Source organism: Blastopirellula sp. J2-11 (assembly GCF_024584705.1).
Taxonomy (GTDB): Bacteria; Planctomycetota; Planctomycetia; order Pirellulales; family Pirellulaceae; genus Blastopirellula.
In genome coordinates, this window is sequence record NZ_CP097384.1 from 3,667,670 (window position 1) to 3,686,812 (window position 19,143).

Annotated in this window: 26 protein-coding genes; all 26 read right to left on the bottom strand. The window is 56.8% G+C overall.

Annotated features, from left to right (window positions below; genetic code table 11):
* Nucleotides 1-135: 135 nt before the first annotated feature.
* The 26 genes from M4951_RS14555 to M4951_RS14680 all read right to left on the bottom strand — a co-directional run bounded on the left by M4951_RS14555 (nt 136) and on the right by M4951_RS14680 (nt 18,914).
* Nucleotides 136-735, bottom strand: a complete 600-nt coding sequence (locus M4951_RS14555) for a hypothetical protein (protein WP_262022381.1) — start codon at nt 733-735, stop codon at nt 136-138.
* Nucleotides 736-744: 9 nt separating this feature from the next.
* On the bottom strand, nt 745-1,050 hold the full coding sequence (locus tag M4951_RS14560) for a hypothetical protein (protein WP_262022382.1): 306 nt from the start codon (nt 1,048-1,050) through the stop codon (nt 745-747).
* Between the two features lie 77 nt (nt 1,051-1,127).
* Complete coding sequence (locus M4951_RS14565) at nt 1,128-1,553, bottom strand: hypothetical protein (protein WP_002653656.1); 426 nt, start codon at nt 1,551-1,553, stop codon at nt 1,128-1,130.
* A gap of 44 nt (nt 1,554-1,597) precedes the next feature.
* Nucleotides 1,598-2,506 carry a phage tail tube protein gene (locus tag M4951_RS14570; protein WP_262022383.1) on the bottom strand — a complete coding sequence of 303 codons (909 nt, stop codon included), beginning with the start codon at nt 2,504-2,506 and terminating at the stop codon, nt 1,598-1,600.
* A gap of 4 nt (nt 2,507-2,510) precedes the next feature.
* On the bottom strand, nt 2,511-2,957 hold the full coding sequence (locus M4951_RS14575; protein WP_262022384.1) for a hypothetical protein: 447 nt from the start codon (nt 2,955-2,957) through the stop codon (nt 2,511-2,513).
* A 187-nt stretch (nt 2,958-3,144) separates the two neighbouring features.
* Entirely contained in the window at nt 3,145-3,474 is a 330-nt protein-coding gene (locus M4951_RS14580; protein WP_262022385.1) for a hypothetical protein, read from the bottom strand.
* Nucleotides 3,471-3,713, bottom strand: coding sequence for a hypothetical protein (locus M4951_RS14585; RefSeq protein ID WP_262022386.1), 243 nt, complete (start codon nt 3,711-3,713; stop codon nt 3,471-3,473). The genes M4951_RS14580 and M4951_RS14585 overlap by 4 nt, the downstream gene beginning before the upstream one ends.
* A gap of 179 nt (nt 3,714-3,892) precedes the next feature.
* Nucleotides 3,893-4,315: a hypothetical protein gene (locus M4951_RS14590; protein ID WP_262022387.1), complete on the bottom strand. Its 423-nt coding sequence runs from the start codon at nt 4,313-4,315 to the stop codon at nt 3,893-3,895.
* A gap of 92 nt (nt 4,316-4,407) precedes the next feature.
* Complete coding sequence (locus M4951_RS14595; RefSeq protein ID WP_262022388.1) at nt 4,408-5,637, bottom strand: hypothetical protein; 1,230 nt, start codon at nt 5,635-5,637, stop codon at nt 4,408-4,410.
* A gap of 123 nt (nt 5,638-5,760) precedes the next feature.
* A complete protein-coding gene (locus M4951_RS14600; protein WP_262022389.1) occupies nt 5,761-6,489 on the bottom strand; it encodes a hypothetical protein in 729 nt (242 codons plus the stop codon).
* Between the two features lie 124 nt (nt 6,490-6,613).
* Complete coding sequence (locus tag M4951_RS14605; RefSeq protein ID WP_262022390.1) at nt 6,614-7,732, bottom strand: hypothetical protein; 1,119 nt, start codon at nt 7,730-7,732, stop codon at nt 6,614-6,616.
* A 428-nt stretch (nt 7,733-8,160) separates the two neighbouring features.
* Nucleotides 8,161-9,726 (bottom strand): phage portal protein, encoded by a 1,566-nt coding sequence (locus M4951_RS14610; RefSeq protein ID WP_262022391.1) that lies wholly within the window; start codon nt 9,724-9,726, stop codon nt 8,161-8,163.
* Nucleotides 9,727-9,813: 87 nt separating this feature from the next.
* A complete protein-coding gene (locus tag M4951_RS14615) occupies nt 9,814-10,056 on the bottom strand; it encodes a helix-turn-helix domain-containing protein (protein ID WP_262022392.1) in 243 nt (80 codons plus the stop codon).
* 317 nt (nt 10,057-10,373) lie between these two features.
* The gene (locus tag M4951_RS14620) at nt 10,374-11,597 is read right to left on the bottom strand and encodes a terminase large subunit domain-containing protein (RefSeq protein ID WP_262022393.1); all 1,224 of its coding nucleotides are present in this window, start codon (nt 11,595-11,597) and stop codon (nt 10,374-10,376) included.
* The gene (locus M4951_RS14625; protein WP_262022394.1) at nt 11,557-11,994 is read right to left on the bottom strand and encodes a hypothetical protein; all 438 of its coding nucleotides are present in this window, start codon (nt 11,992-11,994) and stop codon (nt 11,557-11,559) included. Before M4951_RS14625 ends, M4951_RS14620 begins: the two co-directional genes overlap by 41 nt.
* 609 nt (nt 11,995-12,603) lie before the next feature.
* A complete protein-coding gene (locus M4951_RS14630; RefSeq protein WP_262022395.1) occupies nt 12,604-12,972 on the bottom strand; it encodes a hypothetical protein in 369 nt (122 codons plus the stop codon).
* Nucleotides 12,973-13,044: 72 nt separating this feature from the next.
* On the bottom strand, nt 13,045-13,605 hold the full coding sequence (locus M4951_RS14635) for a thioredoxin family protein (RefSeq protein WP_262022396.1): 561 nt from the start codon (nt 13,603-13,605) through the stop codon (nt 13,045-13,047).
* 81 nt (nt 13,606-13,686) lie between these two features.
* On the bottom strand, nt 13,687-13,980 hold the full coding sequence (locus M4951_RS14640; RefSeq protein ID WP_262022397.1) for a hypothetical protein: 294 nt from the start codon (nt 13,978-13,980) through the stop codon (nt 13,687-13,689).
* An 8-nt stretch (nt 13,981-13,988) separates the two neighbouring features.
* Nucleotides 13,989-15,158, bottom strand: coding sequence for a hypothetical protein (locus M4951_RS14645; protein WP_262022398.1), 1,170 nt, complete (start codon nt 15,156-15,158; stop codon nt 13,989-13,991).
* 165 nt (nt 15,159-15,323) lie between these two features.
* On the bottom strand, nt 15,324-15,809 hold the full coding sequence (locus M4951_RS14650) for a hypothetical protein (protein WP_262022399.1): 486 nt from the start codon (nt 15,807-15,809) through the stop codon (nt 15,324-15,326).
* Nucleotides 15,799-16,116 (bottom strand): hypothetical protein, encoded by a 318-nt coding sequence (locus M4951_RS14655; RefSeq protein ID WP_262022400.1) that lies wholly within the window; start codon nt 16,114-16,116, stop codon nt 15,799-15,801. The genes M4951_RS14650 and M4951_RS14655 overlap by 11 nt, the downstream gene beginning before the upstream one ends.
* Complete coding sequence (locus M4951_RS14660) at nt 16,109-16,570, bottom strand: hypothetical protein (RefSeq protein WP_262022401.1); 462 nt, start codon at nt 16,568-16,570, stop codon at nt 16,109-16,111. The genes M4951_RS14655 and M4951_RS14660 overlap by 8 nt, the downstream gene beginning before the upstream one ends.
* 73 nt (nt 16,571-16,643) lie before the next feature.
* Nucleotides 16,644-17,018: a DNA-directed RNA polymerase subunit alpha C-terminal domain-containing protein gene (locus tag M4951_RS14665; protein WP_262022402.1), complete on the bottom strand. Its 375-nt coding sequence runs from the start codon at nt 17,016-17,018 to the stop codon at nt 16,644-16,646.
* A gap of 113 nt (nt 17,019-17,131) precedes the next feature.
* Complete coding sequence (locus tag M4951_RS14670; protein WP_262022403.1) at nt 17,132-18,208, bottom strand: GNAT family N-acetyltransferase; 1,077 nt, start codon at nt 18,206-18,208, stop codon at nt 17,132-17,134.
* Nucleotides 18,187-18,363, bottom strand: a complete 177-nt coding sequence (locus M4951_RS14675) for a hypothetical protein (RefSeq protein ID WP_262022404.1) — start codon at nt 18,361-18,363, stop codon at nt 18,187-18,189. The genes M4951_RS14670 and M4951_RS14675 overlap by 22 nt, the downstream gene beginning before the upstream one ends.
* On the bottom strand, nt 18,360-18,914 hold the full coding sequence (locus M4951_RS14680; RefSeq protein ID WP_262022405.1) for a hypothetical protein: 555 nt from the start codon (nt 18,912-18,914) through the stop codon (nt 18,360-18,362). Before M4951_RS14680 ends, M4951_RS14675 begins: the two co-directional genes overlap by 4 nt.
* Nucleotides 18,915-19,143 lie beyond the last annotated feature (229 nt).

Consider the following 19,143-nt stretch of genomic DNA (forward strand, 5'->3'; position numbering starts at 1 on the left):
ATCTCTGCGACTACCGCTACGTTTTCTTTGGCCGCATTGATGGGCTTGTACGGAATGCCGTACGGAGGTCCACACTGTTGACGCGCCTAGCGTCTATGCTGGCTGATACAATCGCGAGCCGCTGCGACATCTCGTTCAGTGAGACCTGTTCGCGACGAAATCCGCTAGGCGTTTATTCAATCGCCACATAATCACCTGCTCGCGTTCTTCTAATTGCGTCTCGATCTGTTCCGCGATGCGACTCACCAATTGGTCGACATCCTCTTCCACTTTGACGACATACTCGCGTTTGGCTTTCACCTGCAGTTGAAGCCGAGACTTTTCGATCTCGGCGGTTTCGATCGTCTGTCGTTCGCCGCCGCCGAAATAACGATCAAAACCGGCTCGCTGCGCCGACAGCAGGTCGCCTTGTCTTGCAAGTTCCTCGGCGCCTTCTGTCCCCATACTGCGGGTCGACAAGCGTTCTTCACGCGACGACAGGGTGAAACCATCGCTAGAGACTCCGCGCATCGCACTAATACGTTCCGAGTACCTTTCATATTCTTCTAATACCTCTTGAACATATTCTTGCACTATCTCTATGCGCCGCTCCGACTCTTTCCGTGCAATCCTGGTGGCGTCTTGCTGAACCTCTCGGAACCGCTGCAAAAAGCTCTTGGCTGCACGTAGACTATCTGGATCAACTTCTATTCCCAGCGTGTATGTTGCTCCACCTTCTAGGTTGAGTTCTGTCATCGATCCTCCCTAAGATCTCATCGTCAATAAGGAAAACTGCGCCGCTTGTTCCGCTCGTCCAACTTGCGCGTGTATCGCGTCCAGCTCGGCGAAATTGCGGCGAATAATCGCGTCGCGGGCCATCCTGCGGGTCAAGCAGCGCCCGAAGGTCGCCTTCGCTTCGCGCCATAGTTTCAACGTCCGCCAATTTTTTGGCGAGAGCTTCAACCGCTTTGCATTGCTGGGACTTTGCTTGGGACATTTTCCGCATTGCAGCGGCATGCCCGGCAAACGGGGTTGCGGCTGTTCGCGACGCTCAGGACCGCAAGCAATCATCTTGCGCGTTCCTTTTTCCAGGTCGTAGACGAACTGCTGGCAATCGTTGCAATCAATCAGTGCAGGGCCGGGGTGCATCAAGAGGAGTGCGACCCCGTCTCGGAGTTTTTTAGGTCCCTCGCCTCCGCTTCGCCGGGGGCCATGTGTAACCGCGCGGCGGTCTGTTGGACTTCGTCATGCGTCGCCTCAGGCGGAACGTCCGAAACGCGGGCGCCCGAAACGATGCCGTACAACCGCTCTAACAACTTGACCCGCATCTTCACCAATCGATCGGCCGTAATCGGACCTTTCGCCGACCACTTGGTGAGATGCTGCGCCAGCGCCGCCGCGACGACCGATGTCGAACTGTTGGGCGCCCGCGTCATCGCCGCGACGGCGTCGTCGCTTTCTTGATGCAGCATGGGACGAAACTCAAACTGCAGCGCGCCGTAGAGATTGGGGGCCTCGGCAATGTAGCCCTGCTCCGTGTAACCATCTTCGATAAAGTGGGGATCGCCTTGCATGGATTTCTCTCTTGTTGAAGTTTGTGAACGCGTCAACTCTCTTACTATTCCGTTTCATCCGTACAGGTCGCCACCAACTGCGGCGCACTGTTGGCCAGGTCTTCGTAAGCGGTGAACTGATGACTCGGGCGAATCGTTCCCTTTCCTTGGATCGGGATCGGCGTCCGCGGCTTTTGCAGCAGTCCGAAAGTCAGCGTGAGCGTGTCGACTCCATTGGCGTAGCTGATGGAACCAGTCACGCCGCGAGCGGCGTTGGCGATCAAATGGGCGAGTTCGTCGTCACCAAGTTCGGTGTCAAACGCCCATGTGACGACGCGCGCCCCTTCTGGAAGGACCGTCCGCGTCTGCGAATTGTTGAACTGCGTCAGTTCGAGCGCGTTGTTGATCGTGATGACGCTGTTGTCGATCGCGATCGCGGCGCCGTCGACGGTGATCGATCCTTGGTGATGAATAAACGGCAGCTTCGCGCTGAGCGTTGACGCGATATCAGGAAACGTTCCGGAATTAGCGTCGGCGTCGGCCAACTTGCCTTGCAGATCAAGCTCGAGTTCCAAATTTCCGCCGGTGGCGCTGCGAAACGTCGCCTGATTCACCTTCAAGCCGCGGTAGGTCTGCACTTTGATTTCGCGATCGACGCAGGCGACCAGCTCGGGCAGTGAATCAGCCAACGCGAACGTATCGTCGTCTGCCGCCGCGCCCAGGATGTACGGAAGCAAAAAGGTCAGGTCATCGGGCCGCGGCTGCAGCGTGACGGTCCCTCCCACCGTGTAAGTGCCCAGCTGCGCCGAATCGCCGAGCGGCGAACGTTTCCCCAGCATGCCGTCGGCGACGATGATGCTCTCCTGCTTGTCCAGGTTGCAGCCAAAATGCTCGAACTGCCGCGTCGCCAAGTTGCTGGCATGCTGAACGCCCAAACCAAACTGCGTTTGAAAACCGGAAACTGTCGTAACCATTCAATTACCCTTCATAAGTGTCAGCGCGAATCACAAAAGCGCTGGCGTCAAACTGTTTTTCAAAAGCTTCTGGCAACACCATGTCGCCAGGTTCACACCAAAATCGATGCACGCCTGCGACGGTGATCGGTCGTCGATCGTGATATCGCAAACGAATCGTCTCGCGCCATTGGAGGATGGGACTCAACGCCCCTTTTCCGAGTACTCCATTCGACGCTTTGATCATCGTGACGCTGATCCCATAGGAGGTCAGCATGCGCTGGTTGGAACCAGAATCGGGCAGCAGTTCATTTGCAGGACAGAGGAAGATCCCCTCGACAAACAACTGACTCGCGGGGTTGTAGGAAAACTGCTGCTGTTTGATTTCACCGGAAGACAATCCTTCGAGACCAAGGCCAACCATGTCGGCGTAAACCGCGTCCCAAATCGTCTCAAACGTGCTCGCCATCATTGAATCTCCGTAGGGTGCGTCTGGACGCACCTCTTCAAACCGTATGGTGCTTCGGTGCGTCCAGACGCACCCTACGAGTCTGTTCATCCTCAAGTAGGGTCCGCTGTGCGGACCAAGGAAGCGGTATCAATCGTGATTTCATAACGTCATTTGGGGCGCCGCATCGATTTGGTCCGCACAGCGGACCCTACGTCACTTGTCGGATGCACAAGCAATGCCACTGCGTTTTCCACTGGGCGCCTTCGACCGCTTGCACGGTCCACTTGACGCCGTCGGCTTGCGTGATCACGCCGCCGCCGGCAGGCTTCTTTCCACTGAGCGAAACGTCCCACACAATGAACGTCGCATAGTCCCCTTGAAACGCCGCCAGGCCGCCGACCTTGGACAACATCTTTTGGTCCGGCTCGATCAAGCGGGCCTTCACGTCGCTCGCTTCGCCGGCGGCGTCGGCGTACGTGACTTGCTCGATGTCGCCAAAGGCTCGCCAGTTCTCTTTCAGCGCGTCGTAATAGCTCATGTCATCCGTCCTTGTCGCTTGACGGCCCAGGGGCCTCGCAACAGACCGATCGAACGATCAATCTGCGCGAGTTCGTCATACAAACTTTTCCGATAGGCGACCTGCTGCACATGATCGCCGGGGCCCGAAGTATCGGGTCCGCCGCCGACCTCGCTATCGGTCAACGCCGCGATCTGCGAGAGGATCGCATCCCGTCGCGTTTGCAACGCTTCGATCTGTTGAATGCTGGTTAGTGACACTGGATTTCCTGTACGAGAATGAATCGCTCGAATAACGCGACACTAGCCCGCTGCGCAAGCGAGGGAATGCGGTTGGCGTCGCCAAAATGGATTGAAGTGGCAAGCACATTCCCTCGCTTGCGCAGCGGGCTAGTGTTTTGTCACAAGTAAGTTTCCTGCGGCTGCTTCTTCAGCTCGGACTACGCTTCAATCCGCCGCACATGCGGGTTGTAGGCTTGCGTGTTCTCGATCTTCAGCGAAGCGAACGCGATGCTGATCGCTTCCGATTCGTCGATCGCGACGACGGGGCTCACCACGCGCGGACGTCCTTTGCCGCTGCGCAGCGTCACTTCGTAGTCTTGCACGATCCCCTTCTTTCCGTGTGCCGTGAGCCAGGCGGGGATGTTGTCGATGTTCTTCGGCAGATCGCGGCGATGAATGCGGGTCGGCGGCAGGTTCGCTTGCTCGGCCAGTTGCCGCAGCGCCGCGATCTGCTGGGATTTCTCCAGCTCCGCCGTTTCTTCATCCAGCAACTGCCGCTCCTCGGCCAACTCGGCCCGCAACTTCTCCAATTCAGCCCGCTGGTCGGCCAGAGTAGTTTCGTTTGTTTTTGCTTGCGTCATTGATTGTCTCGACTTGGGAAGAAGAAAGAGGAGGCGCCATGCTCTTACCGCGTCTTCGTCGGAAGAGCATGGCGTCCTAAAAACTTGAAACGCTAGCCGCTGGTCGACTTGACCACTTTGCGCGGCTCTTTGACGGCCATCACGCCCCGTTCGCTGATCTTGAACTGGGCGGCGATGTCGCGGGTCATTTCGAGATGGCTGCCGGTCGGCGCTTCGACCGCTTCCGGCGCCCAGTTTTCGACATAGGCGAACGCACCGGGGAAGTCGCCGTAGAACCAGGTCGACGGCGATCCGGTTCGCGACTGCACATACTCGTTGGAGCGGATCTCGTAATCGCGCGGCAGGCGATTCCCTTGCACGATCGTTTCGCGATCGCCGCTCACTTCTCGCACTTCGGTCGCGTTGAGGATCGCTTTCGCTTTCCAGGCCAGCGACTTGGGGCAAACCAGCTGCGCCTGGCCCAACACGATCGGCTCTCCATCTTGCGGATCGGTCATCGCCTGGAATCGCTCGTGAACCGCGATCAGCGAATCGAAATCGGTCAGCGCGTTGGAGGCGACCAGATTGTCAAAGTCATGGTCGCCGCTGTTGTCGCCGTAGGTATCGATGATCGGGCGATTCTTGCGACGATACGAATTGACGATCCCCAAGCAGGTATCCAAAATTCGCTTCTCACGATTGACGGCCAAAATCATCGCCGCTTCGCCAGCGCGACGCAGCACCATGCCGGTCATATCAAAGAAGATCGCTTCGCGCGTGATCGGCACGATGAAGCCGTACTTCTTCGTCTCTGGCGACATCACCCAATCTTCGGCCAGGCTGACCGTTGGGTAGTCGTGCCCCTCTTTCACTTCCTGCGCATGATCGCCGAGCATCGTCATCCCGGCGAACTTTTCCCACTGATGCGTCGACGGAATCAGCTCGACCAACGACATCCCGATCAGCTCGGGCTTGTTGAACTCTTCCATCATCCGCGAGTAGAAAACCTGACCGATCAAGTTGGCGAACGCCGCGCTGCGAACGCCTGACTCATAAATGCGATGCCCTGTGACGCGGCCATCTTTGGTGTCGCGCCAACTGTTGACCATCTCGCGGCCGCATCGTTTGCCCATGCGATCGGTCACCGTCGCTTCAAAGATGCTGCGGATGCTGATCTCGTCCGGGCTCAGCTGCCCCGACTTCAGCGCGGTCTTCATCGCTTCCATCGCCGGGTTCGGCACTTCGTCGTAACTGATCGACTCATGCACGCCCATCCGTCGGCAAACCGCTTTCCGCTGATGTTCGCCCACTTCAAAATCGTGCGCTAGTTCCAAATAGTTCATCAAACGCTCCGTAGAAGGTAATTGGTATAAAGTAGGGCCCGCTGTGCGGACCATCGCCCTGTTGAGTGACGTAGATCGAACGCGCTTCTTTGGTCCGCACAGCGGACCCTACCAATGCGTCGCTTACGTCGTCATGCCGAACGCGATTGCGTCGAGGTAAAAGATTTCTTGCGCGGCGCTGCCCGTCTGTCCGCCGCAGAGGACGTTCATCTCGGTAGCGCCGCTCAGGGGAACTTCGTGCGTGATCGGCTCGTTCAGGTTCGACGTCGCTTTGACGCAAACGTGTCCGTCGATCAGAAAGACGAAGCGTCCATAGGCGCCGTCAGGCGCGACTTCAAACTGAATCTCGAAATCGGCAAGTTCGGACGAAGCGGCCGCAATGCCGGTGTCGTCGATCTGTTGCGTCGTGCCGGACGAACTGATGCACTTCCAGGTCGTCTCGCCGTCGACCTTGTAAATCATCGCTCCATAAAAATTGGCGGCCGGTCCGGCGCCGTTGGCCGCCAGGATCGTGCCGACGGCGGCGTTGCTCATGCAGCCGATCGCAACCGCATTGGCGACATCGGCGCCCGCTTCGCTGTACTTGAACTTCGACTTCAAGACGAACGCCTGGTCCATCTTGACGACTTCGCCTTTGGTCGCGAGATAGCAGCCATCGTTATCGGCCGGAGTCGACGCGCCGGTCGCGATCGAAAGCACTCCGCCAGACGCATCGGTCACGCCGATCGAGGCCGACCCGTTATCGCTCAGCTTTTCGAACACGTTCGCGTCGAGACCAAAACAGTGATCCGCATATGCGGCCTGAAAATCGAGCCCATAAACGGGGCTACTGGGATTCAAAGACACAGGCATTTTTAGCAATCCTAAAAAGGTGAAGTGGTTGTGAAACGGTGATATGGCCCGCTGTGCGGACGGTCGCCCTGCTGTATGACATCCTTCGAACGCGCTTCGCTGGTCCGCACAGCGGACCCTACGATTACTTGCTTGTTACGCCCCATGCGGCGAGCATTTCCTCTTTCGTGCGAACTTTGCGTTCGCCTTGGCTGGCGGTCGATTCCCAGATCGGCATCTCGCCGCCGCCGATCGGCGTAAAAGAGCGGCCGAGATCGCCGGCGTCGACGTGAGCTTCCATTTCGGCGCGGCTCGGCAACTTGCAAAGCTCCGCGCGCAACGGAGAATCGTTCGGCAATCCGGCGGACTCCAACACGGCGGTCGCCCATTGTTCCCGCTCCAGCGAATCAAGCCGCTCGCCGATCCGTCGCACGCTGGCGAGCAGTCGTTTGCTGATGCTTTCCTGCACGTTCGCATCGCTCGATGGAACTTCGCTCCCTTTCAACAACTCTTGGGCCTGCCAGATTGCGTGGATCGTTTCGGACGTCGCGTCGGCGTCGAGCGCGGCGATGACCAACGCCCGAAAATTGACAGCGATCGCTGCTTCCGGCGATTTCTCACTGGCTTCGGCCGTTCGCTTTAACAACGATTTGCCGTCAATTTCGATCGGCTCTAACTTCGCCAACACGCTTGTTCGCGCCGGATACTGGGCTTCGTCCAGCGACTCGATCCACTCGCTTATCGTCTTCTTCATTGCAGTTCGCTCCGATTCAAAAATGCCGCGGGCTGTCGCCGGATCGCCTACCAGGTCGACCGACCGCACGGCGGTGATTTTGGTGACTTGAAAAATCCCTTCACCGTCGACGTATCCGTCGATATCAGCGTCATGTGAAAGCCCGAACGTTTCGGGAAAGCGTTCGGCTCGTTCGCAAACGAGTTCGGCCAACTCGTGCGATTTCAAAAAATGGAGATCGCCGTAGATCGCGTCTCCTTGACGTTTCGCATGGCGGATCACGCCGAAGCCTGCGAAAAATGAACGTTCTTCACCTGGCGCAAATCCGTGATCAATGTTGACCTTCACTCCTTCATAGAGCGAAACAGCGTCATCCAGCGCCTGGGAATAGTTGCGTCCGTTGCGTGAGAGCGGCCCGCAAATCTGCACCTGGCGAATGACGCCGGCGTCACGATCGACCATCCGTGACGATTGCGCCACGCCGACCGCTTCTTTGACTTTTAGATGTCGTTGTTTGTATCGTTTGGTCATTTGTTATTCTGTCTCCTTGAAAGTTGTAATACGCCTGCCCTGTTGTTCGATGCGACACTAGTGTTGTGTCAAACCGCTATTTTCGGCTTCCACGAAATCAGCCGCACGGCGTTAGCCGCGGTTTCTGTCACCAATTGTCTTTCGCAAATGAGTTCCCATCAGAAACCGGTGCTAACGCACTACGGCTAATAAAACATGGCGCCCGAAAATTGTCGCGTGACGGAACACTAGCCCGCTGCGCAAGCGAGGGAATCGGTTCGGATTCATCGATGGAGATGCGATTGCAATCGAAGCGGATCTCGCATCCTTGTTGTCACGGTTGGCTAGACGCATTCCCTCGCTTGCGCTGCGGGCTAGTGTCGTATCGGTTCTGTCGCTGGATGCTGAATTTGCATTCACAACCGCATTTCGTCAGGCCGAGGCCTGACCTACTTCCGCTCTCCGGTTTCCGCTTCCTGCTTTTCTTCATTCGCGTCGTTGCGTTGCTCTTCGTCCAAGTCGAGATCGAACCGACTCGCCATGGTGCGGCGTGACATGACGCCGGCGGCTTGCAGCGTTTGGGCGACGCGGAGCTCTTTTTCTTTGTCACTGACCGCCGGCGAAGTTCCTTCGATCGTCATCGCTAACAGCGTCCGAATCTGACGCCAGGCGAAGCCGAAGCGGTTGAAGCGTCCCATCTCAAAATAGATTCGCAGCACGCGCCAGAGCAGCGACTCGAAGGCGGTGATATACTTTTGTTGGGCCGCTTCGATCGAACGCGTGAAGGGGGCGCCCGCTTCCAAGATTGACGCATAGTTGTTGTTGCTTGCGTCACCGCTAATCATGTGCTCCGGCATGCTCCAACGAACGCCGGTCGCGCGCCGCATTGCCTGTAAGATCTGCACAAAGTTGGCGGCTTGTTGGCCCGCCATTGGACCGGCTTGAAACTCTCGGCCGAAAGTATCAATCACCTCGCCGTTGCGCCAGTTGCTGCTCGCGAATGAGGGACTGCCGCCGGCGTTTTGCGAGCCGCCGGTCAAACTTTCGATCGAACCGCCGCCAACGCCGCTGGTCGCGTTCTTGATGACCAGCGCGATCGACGCTTGGATTCCTGCGCCGGTTCCCATTCGACTAAGCAGTTCGCTGGCCCCAGTGATGCGACCACTAACCGGGTAAAAGTCGGTCAATCCTCGCTTCACATGCCGCGGCACGTTCCGTTTAAGATGCAGAAATCGCGACGGCGGATAAAAATTCCACTCGGCGCCGTCGCCGTTCCAGCTGACAAAATAGCCGTAGATCTCGGTCGCATCCCCTTGTCGCGTTGCGATTCCATAGCGCCAGTCGATTGCATGCGGAATGCGTCGTTGACGACGCAGCTGCTCCTCTAACGGCCGCGGATCGATCGGCTGCGTTAACCACGCAGGCTCGACGTGCCGCGCTTTCACGCCTCCTGCGTCTTGTTCGAGCGCGATCAGCATTTCGCCGTCGATGATCGAGTCTTTCACCAACTCTTCCTCGAAGTCGAGCTCCCATTCGTTTTGCGAAAGAAACTCTTCGACGCAGCGGCGCGCCTCGTCTCGCAACAGGTCGACGCTGGCCGATTTCTCCACCGCATTGACGGTATAGGTGAAACCGGTATGCACGACGTAGTGGACCAGGTTTCCCAAGACCCCTACCGCCGTTTCGTCCCCGTCAGCCAAGGCGCGAGCAATACCGCGATAAAGCGATAGCTCAGACTCCGATCGAAAGACCGGCCCATAATGGCCATCTTTGCGATTGGTCGCCACATCAGGCGTCGCCCAAGATTCTAGACTGACGGTTTCATAGAAATCGATCGGCCGCGATACAGCCGGACCGTGAGCAAGACGTAGATCGCCTAGAGACTCGCGGACCTGTTGCGGACGAGACGCTGCATCCACCAGATGATCACGAAGCGGTTGCAAGCGGCTGCGGACTTCAATTTCGGCCCGCAGTTCTTGCTCTTGCGTCACCCAGCTTGTCGTTTGTTCATTCATGAGAAGTAATCGATCCTGATTGCGTGCGCTTTGTCAACGGACAATTTTGGAAGTGCTCAAGCGTCGCTTCGCATCGTTGTGGGGTCATTAAATTTTTGTTCCGTGCGCTTTGTCAACAGACAATTTTTGCACGGTCGACGCCGCGACATGCAGGTTTCGAGCGACATTACGAACCGACATTCCTTCCCGCAGCAAGCACCGAATTCGCGCCCGCTTTTTCTCTGACAAAGGTCGTCCGCGATTATCCATCGTTCCCCCCTTTTTCATCTCGTTGTAGGGTCCGCTGTGCGGACCAAAGAAGCGCAATAAGTCCATAAATTCAGCCGCCATCTTTCTCTTCGTATCCCGCTGCGCAAGTTTTGAAGTTGCGCTATTTGGCCGAACGAATTCGGGTTGGCCCGGATAGCTCCGCTATCAGGGCCGACGAAGTCGGTAGGAGGCATCGAGCCGTGGTCGGACCTGACAGCGGTGGTTACCGCGCCGTTTGAAATGGCAAAATGGCCTCGAACTGCTTACCAGGAACCAATGCCTCCTACGGCTGCGCCGCCCCGATAGCGGAGCTATCGCGGCCAACCGGGAAATAGCGCAACCTCAAAACTTGCGCAGCGGGCTACGAAGAGAAGAATGTTTGGTCCGCATAGCGGAACCTACGCCTGCTTTGCATTGCCGTGCAGTAGATCCGCTAAGAGCGAAATGCCCATCTCCAGCGCATCGGGGCCGTCGTCGTAAGCTCCGATCGGAAAGTCTTTCAACTGCGACACCAGCAACTTGGCGCCGCGGCTGTGCGATTTGAAGTGCAACTCGCCGCGTGATAAAAACGGCGTTAACGTTCGTCGAATGCGAGTTCGCTTGTTTTCCGTATGCGTCTTGCCAAAGATCTGCAATGAGCGATTCCGTTTTTTCGCCAGGTCTTCGATGTTGCAGCGCAACAGTTCTTGAAATTGATTCGTTTCGACGATCATTCCGTTCGGCTCGAACAACGCACACAAATCGAACGCTTTTTCGGTGATCTTCCGTACGTCGCACCGTTCAATATCGGCGTCGACATAAATCTGACCGTTGTCGGTAAGGGCCAGCATCACGAAGGCGCTGTAATCGCTCCTATCGTTCTTCCCTTTCGAGGGATCGAGCCCAATCACACGAAAACGGATGTTCGAATCGTCGGGCCATTCGTCGAACCAAAAATCAGGCGTTTGAAAGTAAAGCCCCGAAAACTCGGCGCCGCTGATGTCGACAAATTGGGCTCGATATTCCTGATCGAACGACGCTTGCCCCAGATCTAACAGCGCCGAGTCAAGCTCGGCCTGATCGATAAGGCGATTGTCACTGGTCGGGCATTGCCATGATTTGTAGGTCGGATCAACGCCGTCCAAGTCGTGCTGGTCTTTAATCCAGTTCGGCCCGTTGGGGGTTGTTAAAAACATCGACCAACCGCGTCGATCCGACAGCGCCGGACGCAGCGCGTCAGTCCAGACCTCTTTCCGCACAAAGGCGAACTCGTCACCGATCATGCCGTCGAGACCTTCGCCGCGCAAGCTGACCGGCGCCGCGGCCGTTTTGATGGTGATACTGCCGCCGCTGGGATGTGCGATGCGGCCTTCGCTTTTCAAATAGGGCAATCCGCTGGCGGCGAAAGCCTGCATGATGTCGCGTTCGATCTTCTTCGACTGGGCGAAGGTCGGCGCGACCCAGAACAAATTCCCGCCGTCGATCATGCCTTTCCAATGGCCTGGGCCGGTTGGATCTCCATGACCTAAGATCGCTGCGATCAACCCGGCGCCTGTTTTTCCCCAGCGTCGCCCGCAGATCACCCGCTTGTGCCGATGGCGATCACGCAGGATCGGCAGTTGGTGCGGAAGCGGTAGCGGCACATCGATCCGTCGCCTTCTCGCATGCTTCGTCAGATGATTTTTGATTCGCACATTCAGCCGTTTCATGAGCGTCATTACCAAAGAAGTTCTTATTGGTCACGATGTCCATCGCATCGTCATTCACATCGTTTTCGTCCAAGATCGCGTGGATCTCGGCCATCAACAAAATCCGTTCGAGATTGAACTCGTTCAACTTCAACACAAACGCTGCAGCACTAAGCCGCTCACGGATGTTCGCCTCATTGCTCTTGAGAGTGTCGCGGACCTGATCGATGCAGAGTTGACGCAGTTCGTCGTCGAGGCAATATGCTTCTCGACTTGCATTTCGCAGCGCGAATAAGATTTCTCGACGTCGCTTACTGCTGGCGTCTTTGTCGTGGGAGAGTGTTTCGTTCATCGTCTCTCAGAGGGTTGAATGACAGCATCTTCGTAGCTCACTGCGCGAGCGAGGGAAAAGCGCTCGACAATTCCAAAGTGACTTGATGTAGTCCACTGCATTTCTCTCGCTCGCGCATTTTGAAGTTGCGCTATTTCGAATCCATCGAACACTAGCCCGAAGCGCGAGCGAGGGAATACGGCTCGCCAATTCAAGCCGTGTTAGGATCGCCAACTCTATTCCCACGCTTGCGCTTTTTGAGGTTGCACTATTTTCCAAACCACGCCCGGTTGGCCCGGATAGCTCCGCTATCGGGGCCGACGAAGTCGGTAAGAGGCCTTGAGCCGCGGTCGGACCTGATAGCGGTGGTTGCCGCGCCGTTTGAAATGGCGAAATGGCCTCGAACTGCTTACCGGGAACCAATGCCTCTTACGGCTGCGCCGCCCCGATAGCGAAGCTATCGCGGCCAACCGGAAAATTGCGCAACTTCAAAACTGGCGCTGGCGGGCTAGTGTGACGATTTGCAGTTGATTCTGGCCGTATTCACGTCCTTTATTCGTGTTCGATCGTTCGCGAATTGCAAATAGCGCGACTTCAAAACCTATGCAACGGACGAATGTTCGGGCCGCTTTAGCGAGCGCGGCTTAGTTCTGCTCGCTGCTGGATCGGCAACAGCTCGCGCTGACGAACCTCGGGATCATAGGTCGTCCAGGTTTCGCGTTTCTGCGGCGCATAGACCTTCCGCAACTGCTGTAAATCGCGCCAATAGCAGACGTAACCGCCGCGATTCCAATCACGCAGCGGAAGTTGCGACTGGCTCTTGATCAGTCTCCAGGCGCGGATCTGAAAGCGATCACGATCCCAATTCCAAAAGATGAGCTGGTCAATCACATGCCGACCTTGCTGGTCGTAAAGATGGTTCACTTCGATGAGATCGACCTGGTCAATCACGGCCGCTTCTTGTGGAAAAGCGGTCAAAAGCAACAGAAGTGGGATCATGTTATTTCTCCACAGAATGAGAAATCGAGCTGCGGCCAATATCCGAACGCGATCAACGAACCATCTGCCCCCTTATGAAGCGCCGGCGGGAGAGAGTTGAACCGAGCCTTTTGCCGTTGGAAGGGACAAAAGAATCTCGCCGATCTCGCGAGCGGCCTGCGGGCGCGACTCTTTCGCTTTACCACCGACATAGTGATAAACCGATAGCGCCGGCAAGGTCCGTCGCGTGCCCATGACGTTGCGCGCCGTCGCGCGATCCTGGTCATGGTCGAGGATCACCAGCGAGACGCCTGACAGCTTGCCGGCTCGTTTCATCTGCAGTAGTTCGTTCTTCATCGCCGGACAATAAGGACACCAACTGGCCGTAACCATCACCACCATCGGCCGCTGGTCTCGTTTGTAAAGCGCGTAAGCTTCGCGGTAATCGGCTGGTTCGCTCTCAAGTGGCGCCGGCTTGTTCGGCGTCACCAACACCGGCATTTCGCGAACCACCGCCGCGTAAGCCAAACAAACGGCCGCATCAGCTCGCGAAGGTTGTTGCGCCCCAGCCAACGCAGGTACGAGGAGAAGTAAAACCAAGTAGGTCAGGCTTTGGCCTGACAATAAACGACGTCGTATCAAATCCGATTTCATTTCGCGTTTCCTATGAGAGATTGAAACTTCACCGTTGAAGTTTGAAACCGTATTGCGTCAGGCACGGCCTGACCTACGTTGTTACCAACCTTGGGCGTGATTGATCGTGTCGCCGTCATGTAGCAAAAATTCGCTTGCTGGCGGCGTGTAAATCGCCATCGATGTCGGCGGCTCGCTTTGGCTTTCAGGCGGTCCGTCGCGCATTCCTTTGTCGATCATCCAATTGGCGATCGCGCGGGTGAATCGTTTTCGCAAACTATCTTTTTGCACGTCAGTCGGAACGGGCCCATTGACCACGTCATCCATTTTTTCCAGCAGCAACAAACCGCCCAGCAGCAATACAAACGCAAACAGTCCGGCAGTCAAAATTTTCATCACAACACCTATAAAGCGAGAGCGAAGATCGGCTCGTCCGGCTGCTTACGATGCACCCAGGCGGCATGATCCAATTGGCGAAAAGGAAATCCGTCGTAACCGCTAACCGAGAACGAATCGTTTTGTCGCAGCATCCGATTGACGGTCGCTTCTTCGACCCAGAACGAGCCTTCCGGCATATCGTCAGGCCATTTCGGACCGCTGACCCACGTTGGTCCCCAACTGTTGAGACAAAGGAGCCCGCGTCGATCGTGTCGCACGCCGATAAAACACATGCAATGCGACCAGCTACCCGAAGTTTTGCAAAATCCGTCGTCATCACGCCGACTACTGAACCCTTGCCCCGAGCAAACCGGCACCGGATAGCCGCTTTGGATCGCCGCCGCCGCTTCGTCAAACGACTTGACCAAAGCGACGGTGCGCACCGGGCTCTTCTTCGCCTGAAGATCAAGCTGGCCGTTGTCTTCGCGGCCGCCGTTGCCATAGTTGCCCCAATCTTTGGCGCGGCGTGAGGAATAGCTGGAAAGATCAACCGACGGATACGCCTCGCGAAAGATCAGCCCGTAGTCACGAACCCACTTGGCCGCGGCGCCGCCGTAGCTGCCGTCGGAATAACCGCCCGACTTCACGCCGCGGGCTTCGACGCGTGAACCGCCGTAGATTGACTCGGTCGCAACCGGCCGCCAATCGGCGCTATCTCCCTGGCAGTACATAATCGCCAAGTGAATGTCGCAGGCGTGCGCCCAACCCCAGCTGACGCAATCGCCGATCCCCTGTCGCCCTACTTGCCAATCGGTTCCAAACTTGTCGCGATGCGCTTTATACAGAGCACGGTACAACAGCGCGTCTTGCGGAGGCCCGCGAGCAACGAAGAGTTGCGGCGCCGCTTCACGCAGATTTGGTTGCGGAAGCGTCTGCAAAAATTGACGCGTTTCGGCTGGCTGCGGCTTGTAGCCGAACAGCGCCGCCGCAGGTTGATGCTGATCGGGCAAAACATCGGGCGAAGGACGGCCTGGCTGGATTTCGGCGCCACCGCCATCCACATGTTCAACCGTTGTCGGAGCCTCCTTACTGGAGAAGTAAGCGAGCCCGACGATCGTCCCAATGATCAACAGGGACAAGAGACCAGCGACTGAATTTTTCCGATTAGGCATCGGATCGATTCGATCATTCGACATTCGGGTTTCCTTTATCATTCGGGTTTTGGTTTTGAGACTAGCCCGCTGCGCGAGCGAGGGAACGAGGTTGGTAATCCCAACTAGGATTGAAGTGGCGAGCCGCATTCCCTCGCTGGCGCAACGGGCTAGTGTCATGTTTGGTTATCTTGGTCCGCACGGCGGCCCCTACGATTTCCAATTCAAATAGTCGGCGGCGTAGTGCGCTGACCTCGCTAACTGGCGATAGGCGGCGATCCACTTTCGACGGCGATCTTCGTCTAGCGCGCCGCCGTCGACGCCCAGTTGTTGATCGAGGTAAACCTTGATTTCGTCCCCTAATCTTGGGTACTTTGTTGAATAGCTGGCTCCGCTCAGTTGCGTATCACGAGCAATCATCCGCAGGTTTTCCAGCTGTACGCCGCTGCGCAGTTGCGGTTCCGTCCGAGCGGCGTCATACGCGATTACGTTGGCCAGCGCGCTGCACAAGTCGCCAAACTTTTGGGCGTCTTCTTTCGCAGCGCTGGCGTCGTCACTCTCACGAAATGCGGCGAGCAAATCGGGCAGTCCAGGGTTTTCAGGCGGCGGCGTGATGGTCGGCGCCAGGTCGAGTTGCGAGAGACCTGCGGCGGCCAACATCAGGGCCATCAAGAGAAAGAAGACGCTAGGCTTCATCGGTCGGCGCCTCCATGATTAGGTGCTTTACGAGGTCGAGCCCTGCCTGACGAATCTCCTCTGGCGACGCCTGACTAGCGACAAGCACCGGCCGCACGACGGTGAACCAAGCACGAAATGCGTCGACCGGATCAGGCTGCTTCGGCAGTTCGCCAGGCAACGGGTTTTTGGGAATCAGCTTCAACGGAATTGACGTTGACGCCGGTGCGCCGCTGCTAGCCGGCGCCGTCAGCGCAGGGGACCAGACGAGCGAGATCACGCCGATAGCGCCAAACGCCAATGCCGCGAGAAGAAAAAAGTTAAGCACGGAACTGCTCCAGGTTTTGGGTGTAGAGACCTTCGATCAAACCGGCCGCGATCGTCAGGATGATGCTGCGAATCGCCGAGCTGACGTACGGCAACTTCATCCAAAACAACCAAGTTGGCAGCGGCACTTTAGCGACGATAAAATCCCAAAAGGCGCCGACCCACTCGAGCACGGCCGCTTTCTTTTCGGGGCCGGGATTCAGCAGCTCCTCTTTAGCGGCGAGCATCGCCGAATGGATGAATGTGAGAAGCGCTTCGCTAAACGTGTCCCACGTGAAGCCTTGCCGCAGTTTCGCTTGAGCGTCAGCAAGCAGTTCAGACAGCTTGTCAGTGAATGTCGTTACCATCAAACGTTGCTCCAAGAAAGAAAAAAGGGAGGCGCAAACGGCGGTCAGCCGCTTACCCTCCCAATCGGGCAGCGTCGTATTGGGCGACTCCGCGATGATCAGTCGCATTCGCCCGATTCCGTGAGTAAGCGACTAGCCGCCGCTTGCTCCTCCCCTGAAAACTCTGTTCTGTTCCTTACGCTTACAGCGCTTTTTCAAAACTGCGCGTCTTGAAATCTCGCAATAGTTGTCGCACGCTATCACGGACTTCGCTGACGCGGGCTTGTCCCAAATTTGGCACGGCGAGCAGATCCTCGTACGTCACTCCTTGCAAATCGCCGACGGTATGAATCTCGCAATACTCCAGCGCATTCAAAATCTGCGGCTCCAAATGCAAACGGGCCAAGGGAACTTCGCGCGGCAGCGCGTACTCTTCGCACAACTCGCGCCGCTGCGACTTCACCTCGGCGATGCATCGCGTCAGAATGTCGTCGGCCGCCGCAAAATTTCCGTGCGCCAATTGCAATTCAATTTGCCGCGCCACAATCGCCGCTTGTGCAGCCGTAATTCGGGTCATGAAGAAAGCTCCTGGGGAATTTCTGTAGGGTGCGTCTGGACCGGAATCGCCAAACGTCTCCTAATTCTGGTGCGTCCAGACGCACCCTACTGTGGTTCGATTGCACTTTGTGACTACGTCTGGTAGCGGAAGGATGCTACGGATCGGCCTAGAGATACTTTCCAATCGGGATGATCGCGAAAGAATCCGCTGGCGCGGCGGCCTGTTTTTTTTAATTCGCGAAACCGCCACTGTGGCGACGCGTTGCAATGATGAATCACGGCTGGGTGACTGCCGCTGATCGAGACCAACTCGGCGTTTTCGTGTTCGACCAAATGCGCGGCGACTCCATCTAACAGGGCGCCGCCGACGCCGAGCCCTTGAAAACTGGGAAGCGTCACCAAGCGTGTAAAACGAAACGCATTCTTGCGAAAATGATTCAACACCGCGGCGAACGCGACCGGCTCATCGTCGAGCGTCGCCAGAAAGCAGCGCGCCGCCGGGTTGAGCCGCGGATCTAGATAGTGATGTTTCGCAAAGAGGGGCCAATGCGAAATGCTGCCGCTGCTAATTTGCAAATTGAGTTTCGGTCGCCGAAGACGCCTCCGCGTCAATTGGCCGCTCGACATATCGGCGACCCAATCTGGCTGTAACCAATCGATGACGTCACGGTGACAGGTAATCGCGACAAATTGTTTATCGATGTGACCGGCGTCGATCGACTTGCGCAGCGCCGCCGATCCGATTTGGGCGGTGCGGCGATCGACAACGCTGGTGTACTCGTCAAACGCGATCAACGGATCGGACGAAACGAGCGACATCGCCAGGTCGGCACGAAATTGTTCGCCGGTCGAGAGGACGCGATACGGCTTGCACCAGGCTGGCGGTGAACTGAGCCCTACTGAAATCAACGTTCGCAAAATCGAGCGGGTCTCAAGTTCGACCGGAAACGCATCGACAATCGCTTTGCGAGCCGGCCAACGAAACCCGCGATAGACCTGCGAACGGAACGCTTTGGCGGCGATCGTCGACTTGCCCGATCCGGAAGGCCCTACGATCATGCCGACGCGCCAATCGTCGTCGGTTGGAATTTCAATCGCGAACCGATCCGACAATTTTTCGTCCAACGAGACGTCAAACATGCCGCTCACCATTTGCACGCGGAACGAATCGAGCACGCGGCACGAGACTACAGATTCAATAACCGGCATCGGTATCCTTTCGCTTTCAACTCGGCGTACAACTTGCGTTGCTCTCGTTCGTTTTCACATTCGGCGACCACTTGGTGCAGCGCTGGGCATTCGGTTGGCTTGACGCGCTTCGTGCGTCGCCGTTTGTTGACGTTGCTTGTTGCTTCTCGATTCATCGTCTTCCTTCCCACCAGGCTTCGGCTTCCCCGGTCAACAGGCGCAATTCGGCTGCACGGGTCACTTCCACCAGTTCGTCCTTATCCAACCGCAGCGCCGACGTAATGGTGACGCCGTGCAGTTGATCTCCCAACGGGCTCCGATCGAAATGAAAATCGGCTTGAAATTCATAGCAACCGACGCCGGTTTCGTGACTCTCGAAGCGCTGCTGCACCGGATGGTCTTCCTGAATATCGCTCCAACCGTGTAATTCGGCAGGAACAGAAATCGAAGCCTTTGGCGCTGTCGCTAGAGGGCAGTTTCGCAATGGGGGAATCGATTGAATTGCGGTCCGCCAGCGGCGATCGATTTCGCTTCGCTCGGCGTCGAGCAGCACCGGCAGATCGCTCAGCAACGTTTTGGCGACTTGCAGATCGGCGAACAACGTTTGTTGTTCTGGGGATCCGGCCGCCTTCATCCAGTAGTAAACGCCGTCGACCTTGTCTTGGATCGAACGAATCCGGTAATAACTGAGCGGCGTTGGCGCCGTCGGCGGTGGAAGAGTAAGCATCCAAGTCCCCTGGTTTTTGCACAGTGACTGCATTGCAGCGGATGGGCGATGGGAATAAATGGGGTCAGGTCCAATTTTCACGGCGAAAATTGGACCTGCCCCCATTTATTCCCGCTGACCTCAATTATTCGCAGGTTGTTGAGGGGAGAAGAATCATCCGCTGGACGCCTTTGATTTTCAAACGATCCAGAGCGATCACTTCCCCTCATTTACTTACACAATTCTAAGC

Coding starts and splice junctions, on each gene's coding strand:
- M4951_RS14560 (WP_262022382.1), bottom strand. CDS start 1,050: ATGATTGCTTGCGGTCCTGAGCGTCGCGAACAGCCGCAACCCCGTTTG.
- M4951_RS14590 (WP_262022387.1), bottom strand. CDS start 4,315: ATGACGCAAGCAAAAACAAACGAAACTACTCTGGCCGACCAGCGGGCT.
- M4951_RS14645 (WP_262022398.1), bottom strand. CDS start 15,158: ATGTCGAATGATCGAATCGATCCGATGCCTAATCGGAAAAATTCAGTC.
- M4951_RS14580 (WP_262022385.1), bottom strand. CDS start 3,474: ATGAGCTATTACGACGCGCTGAAAGAGAACTGGCGAGCCTTTGGCGAC.
- M4951_RS14615 (WP_262022392.1), bottom strand. CDS start 10,056: ATGGCGGCTGAATTTATGGACTTATTGCGCTTCTTTGGTCCGCACAGC.
- M4951_RS14660 (WP_262022401.1), bottom strand. CDS start 16,570: ATGCGACTGATCATCGCGGAGTCGCCCAATACGACGCTGCCCGATTGG.
- M4951_RS14605 (WP_262022390.1), bottom strand. CDS start 7,732: ATGACCAAACGATACAAACAACGACATCTAAAAGTCAAAGAAGCGGTC.
- M4951_RS14555 (WP_262022381.1), bottom strand. CDS start 735: ATGACAGAACTCAACCTAGAAGGTGGAGCAACATACACGCTGGGAATA.
- M4951_RS14595 (WP_262022388.1), bottom strand. CDS start 5,637: ATGAACTATTTGGAACTAGCGCACGATTTTGAAGTGGGCGAACATCAG.
- M4951_RS14675 (WP_262022404.1), bottom strand. CDS start 18,363: ATGAATCGAGAAGCAACAAGCAACGTCAACAAACGGCGACGCACGAAG.
- M4951_RS14575 (WP_262022384.1), bottom strand. CDS start 2,957: ATGATGGCGAGCACGTTTGAGACGATTTGGGACGCGGTTTACGCCGAC.
- M4951_RS14650 (WP_262022399.1), bottom strand. CDS start 15,809: ATGAAGCCTAGCGTCTTCTTTCTCTTGATGGCCCTGATGTTGGCCGCC.
- M4951_RS14600 (WP_262022389.1), bottom strand. CDS start 6,489: ATGCCTGTGTCTTTGAATCCCAGTAGCCCCGTTTATGGGCTCGATTTT.
- M4951_RS14565 (WP_002653656.1), bottom strand. CDS start 1,553: ATGCAAGGCGATCCCCACTTTATCGAAGATGGTTACACGGAGCAGGGC.
- M4951_RS14670 (WP_262022403.1), bottom strand. CDS start 18,208: ATGCCGGTTATTGAATCTGTAGTCTCGTGCCGCGTGCTCGATTCGTTC.
- M4951_RS14680 (WP_262022405.1), bottom strand. CDS start 18,914: ATGCTTACTCTTCCACCGCCGACGGCGCCAACGCCGCTCAGTTATTAC.
- M4951_RS14625 (WP_262022394.1), bottom strand. CDS start 11,994: ATGAACGAAACACTCTCCCACGACAAAGACGCCAGCAGTAAGCGACGT.
- M4951_RS14635 (WP_262022396.1), bottom strand. CDS start 13,605: ATGAAATCGGATTTGATACGACGTCGTTTATTGTCAGGCCAAAGCCTG.
- M4951_RS14640 (WP_262022397.1), bottom strand. CDS start 13,980: ATGAAAATTTTGACTGCCGGACTGTTTGCGTTTGTATTGCTGCTGGGC.
- M4951_RS14665 (WP_262022402.1), bottom strand. CDS start 17,018: ATGACCCGAATTACGGCTGCACAAGCGGCGATTGTGGCGCGGCAAATT.
- M4951_RS14630 (WP_262022395.1), bottom strand. CDS start 12,972: ATGATCCCACTTCTGTTGCTTTTGACCGCTTTTCCACAAGAAGCGGCC.
- M4951_RS14610 (WP_262022391.1), bottom strand. CDS start 9,726: ATGAATGAACAAACGACAAGCTGGGTGACGCAAGAGCAAGAACTGCGG.
- M4951_RS14570 (WP_262022383.1), bottom strand. CDS start 2,506: ATGGTTACGACAGTTTCCGGTTTTCAAACGCAGTTTGGTTTGGGCGTT.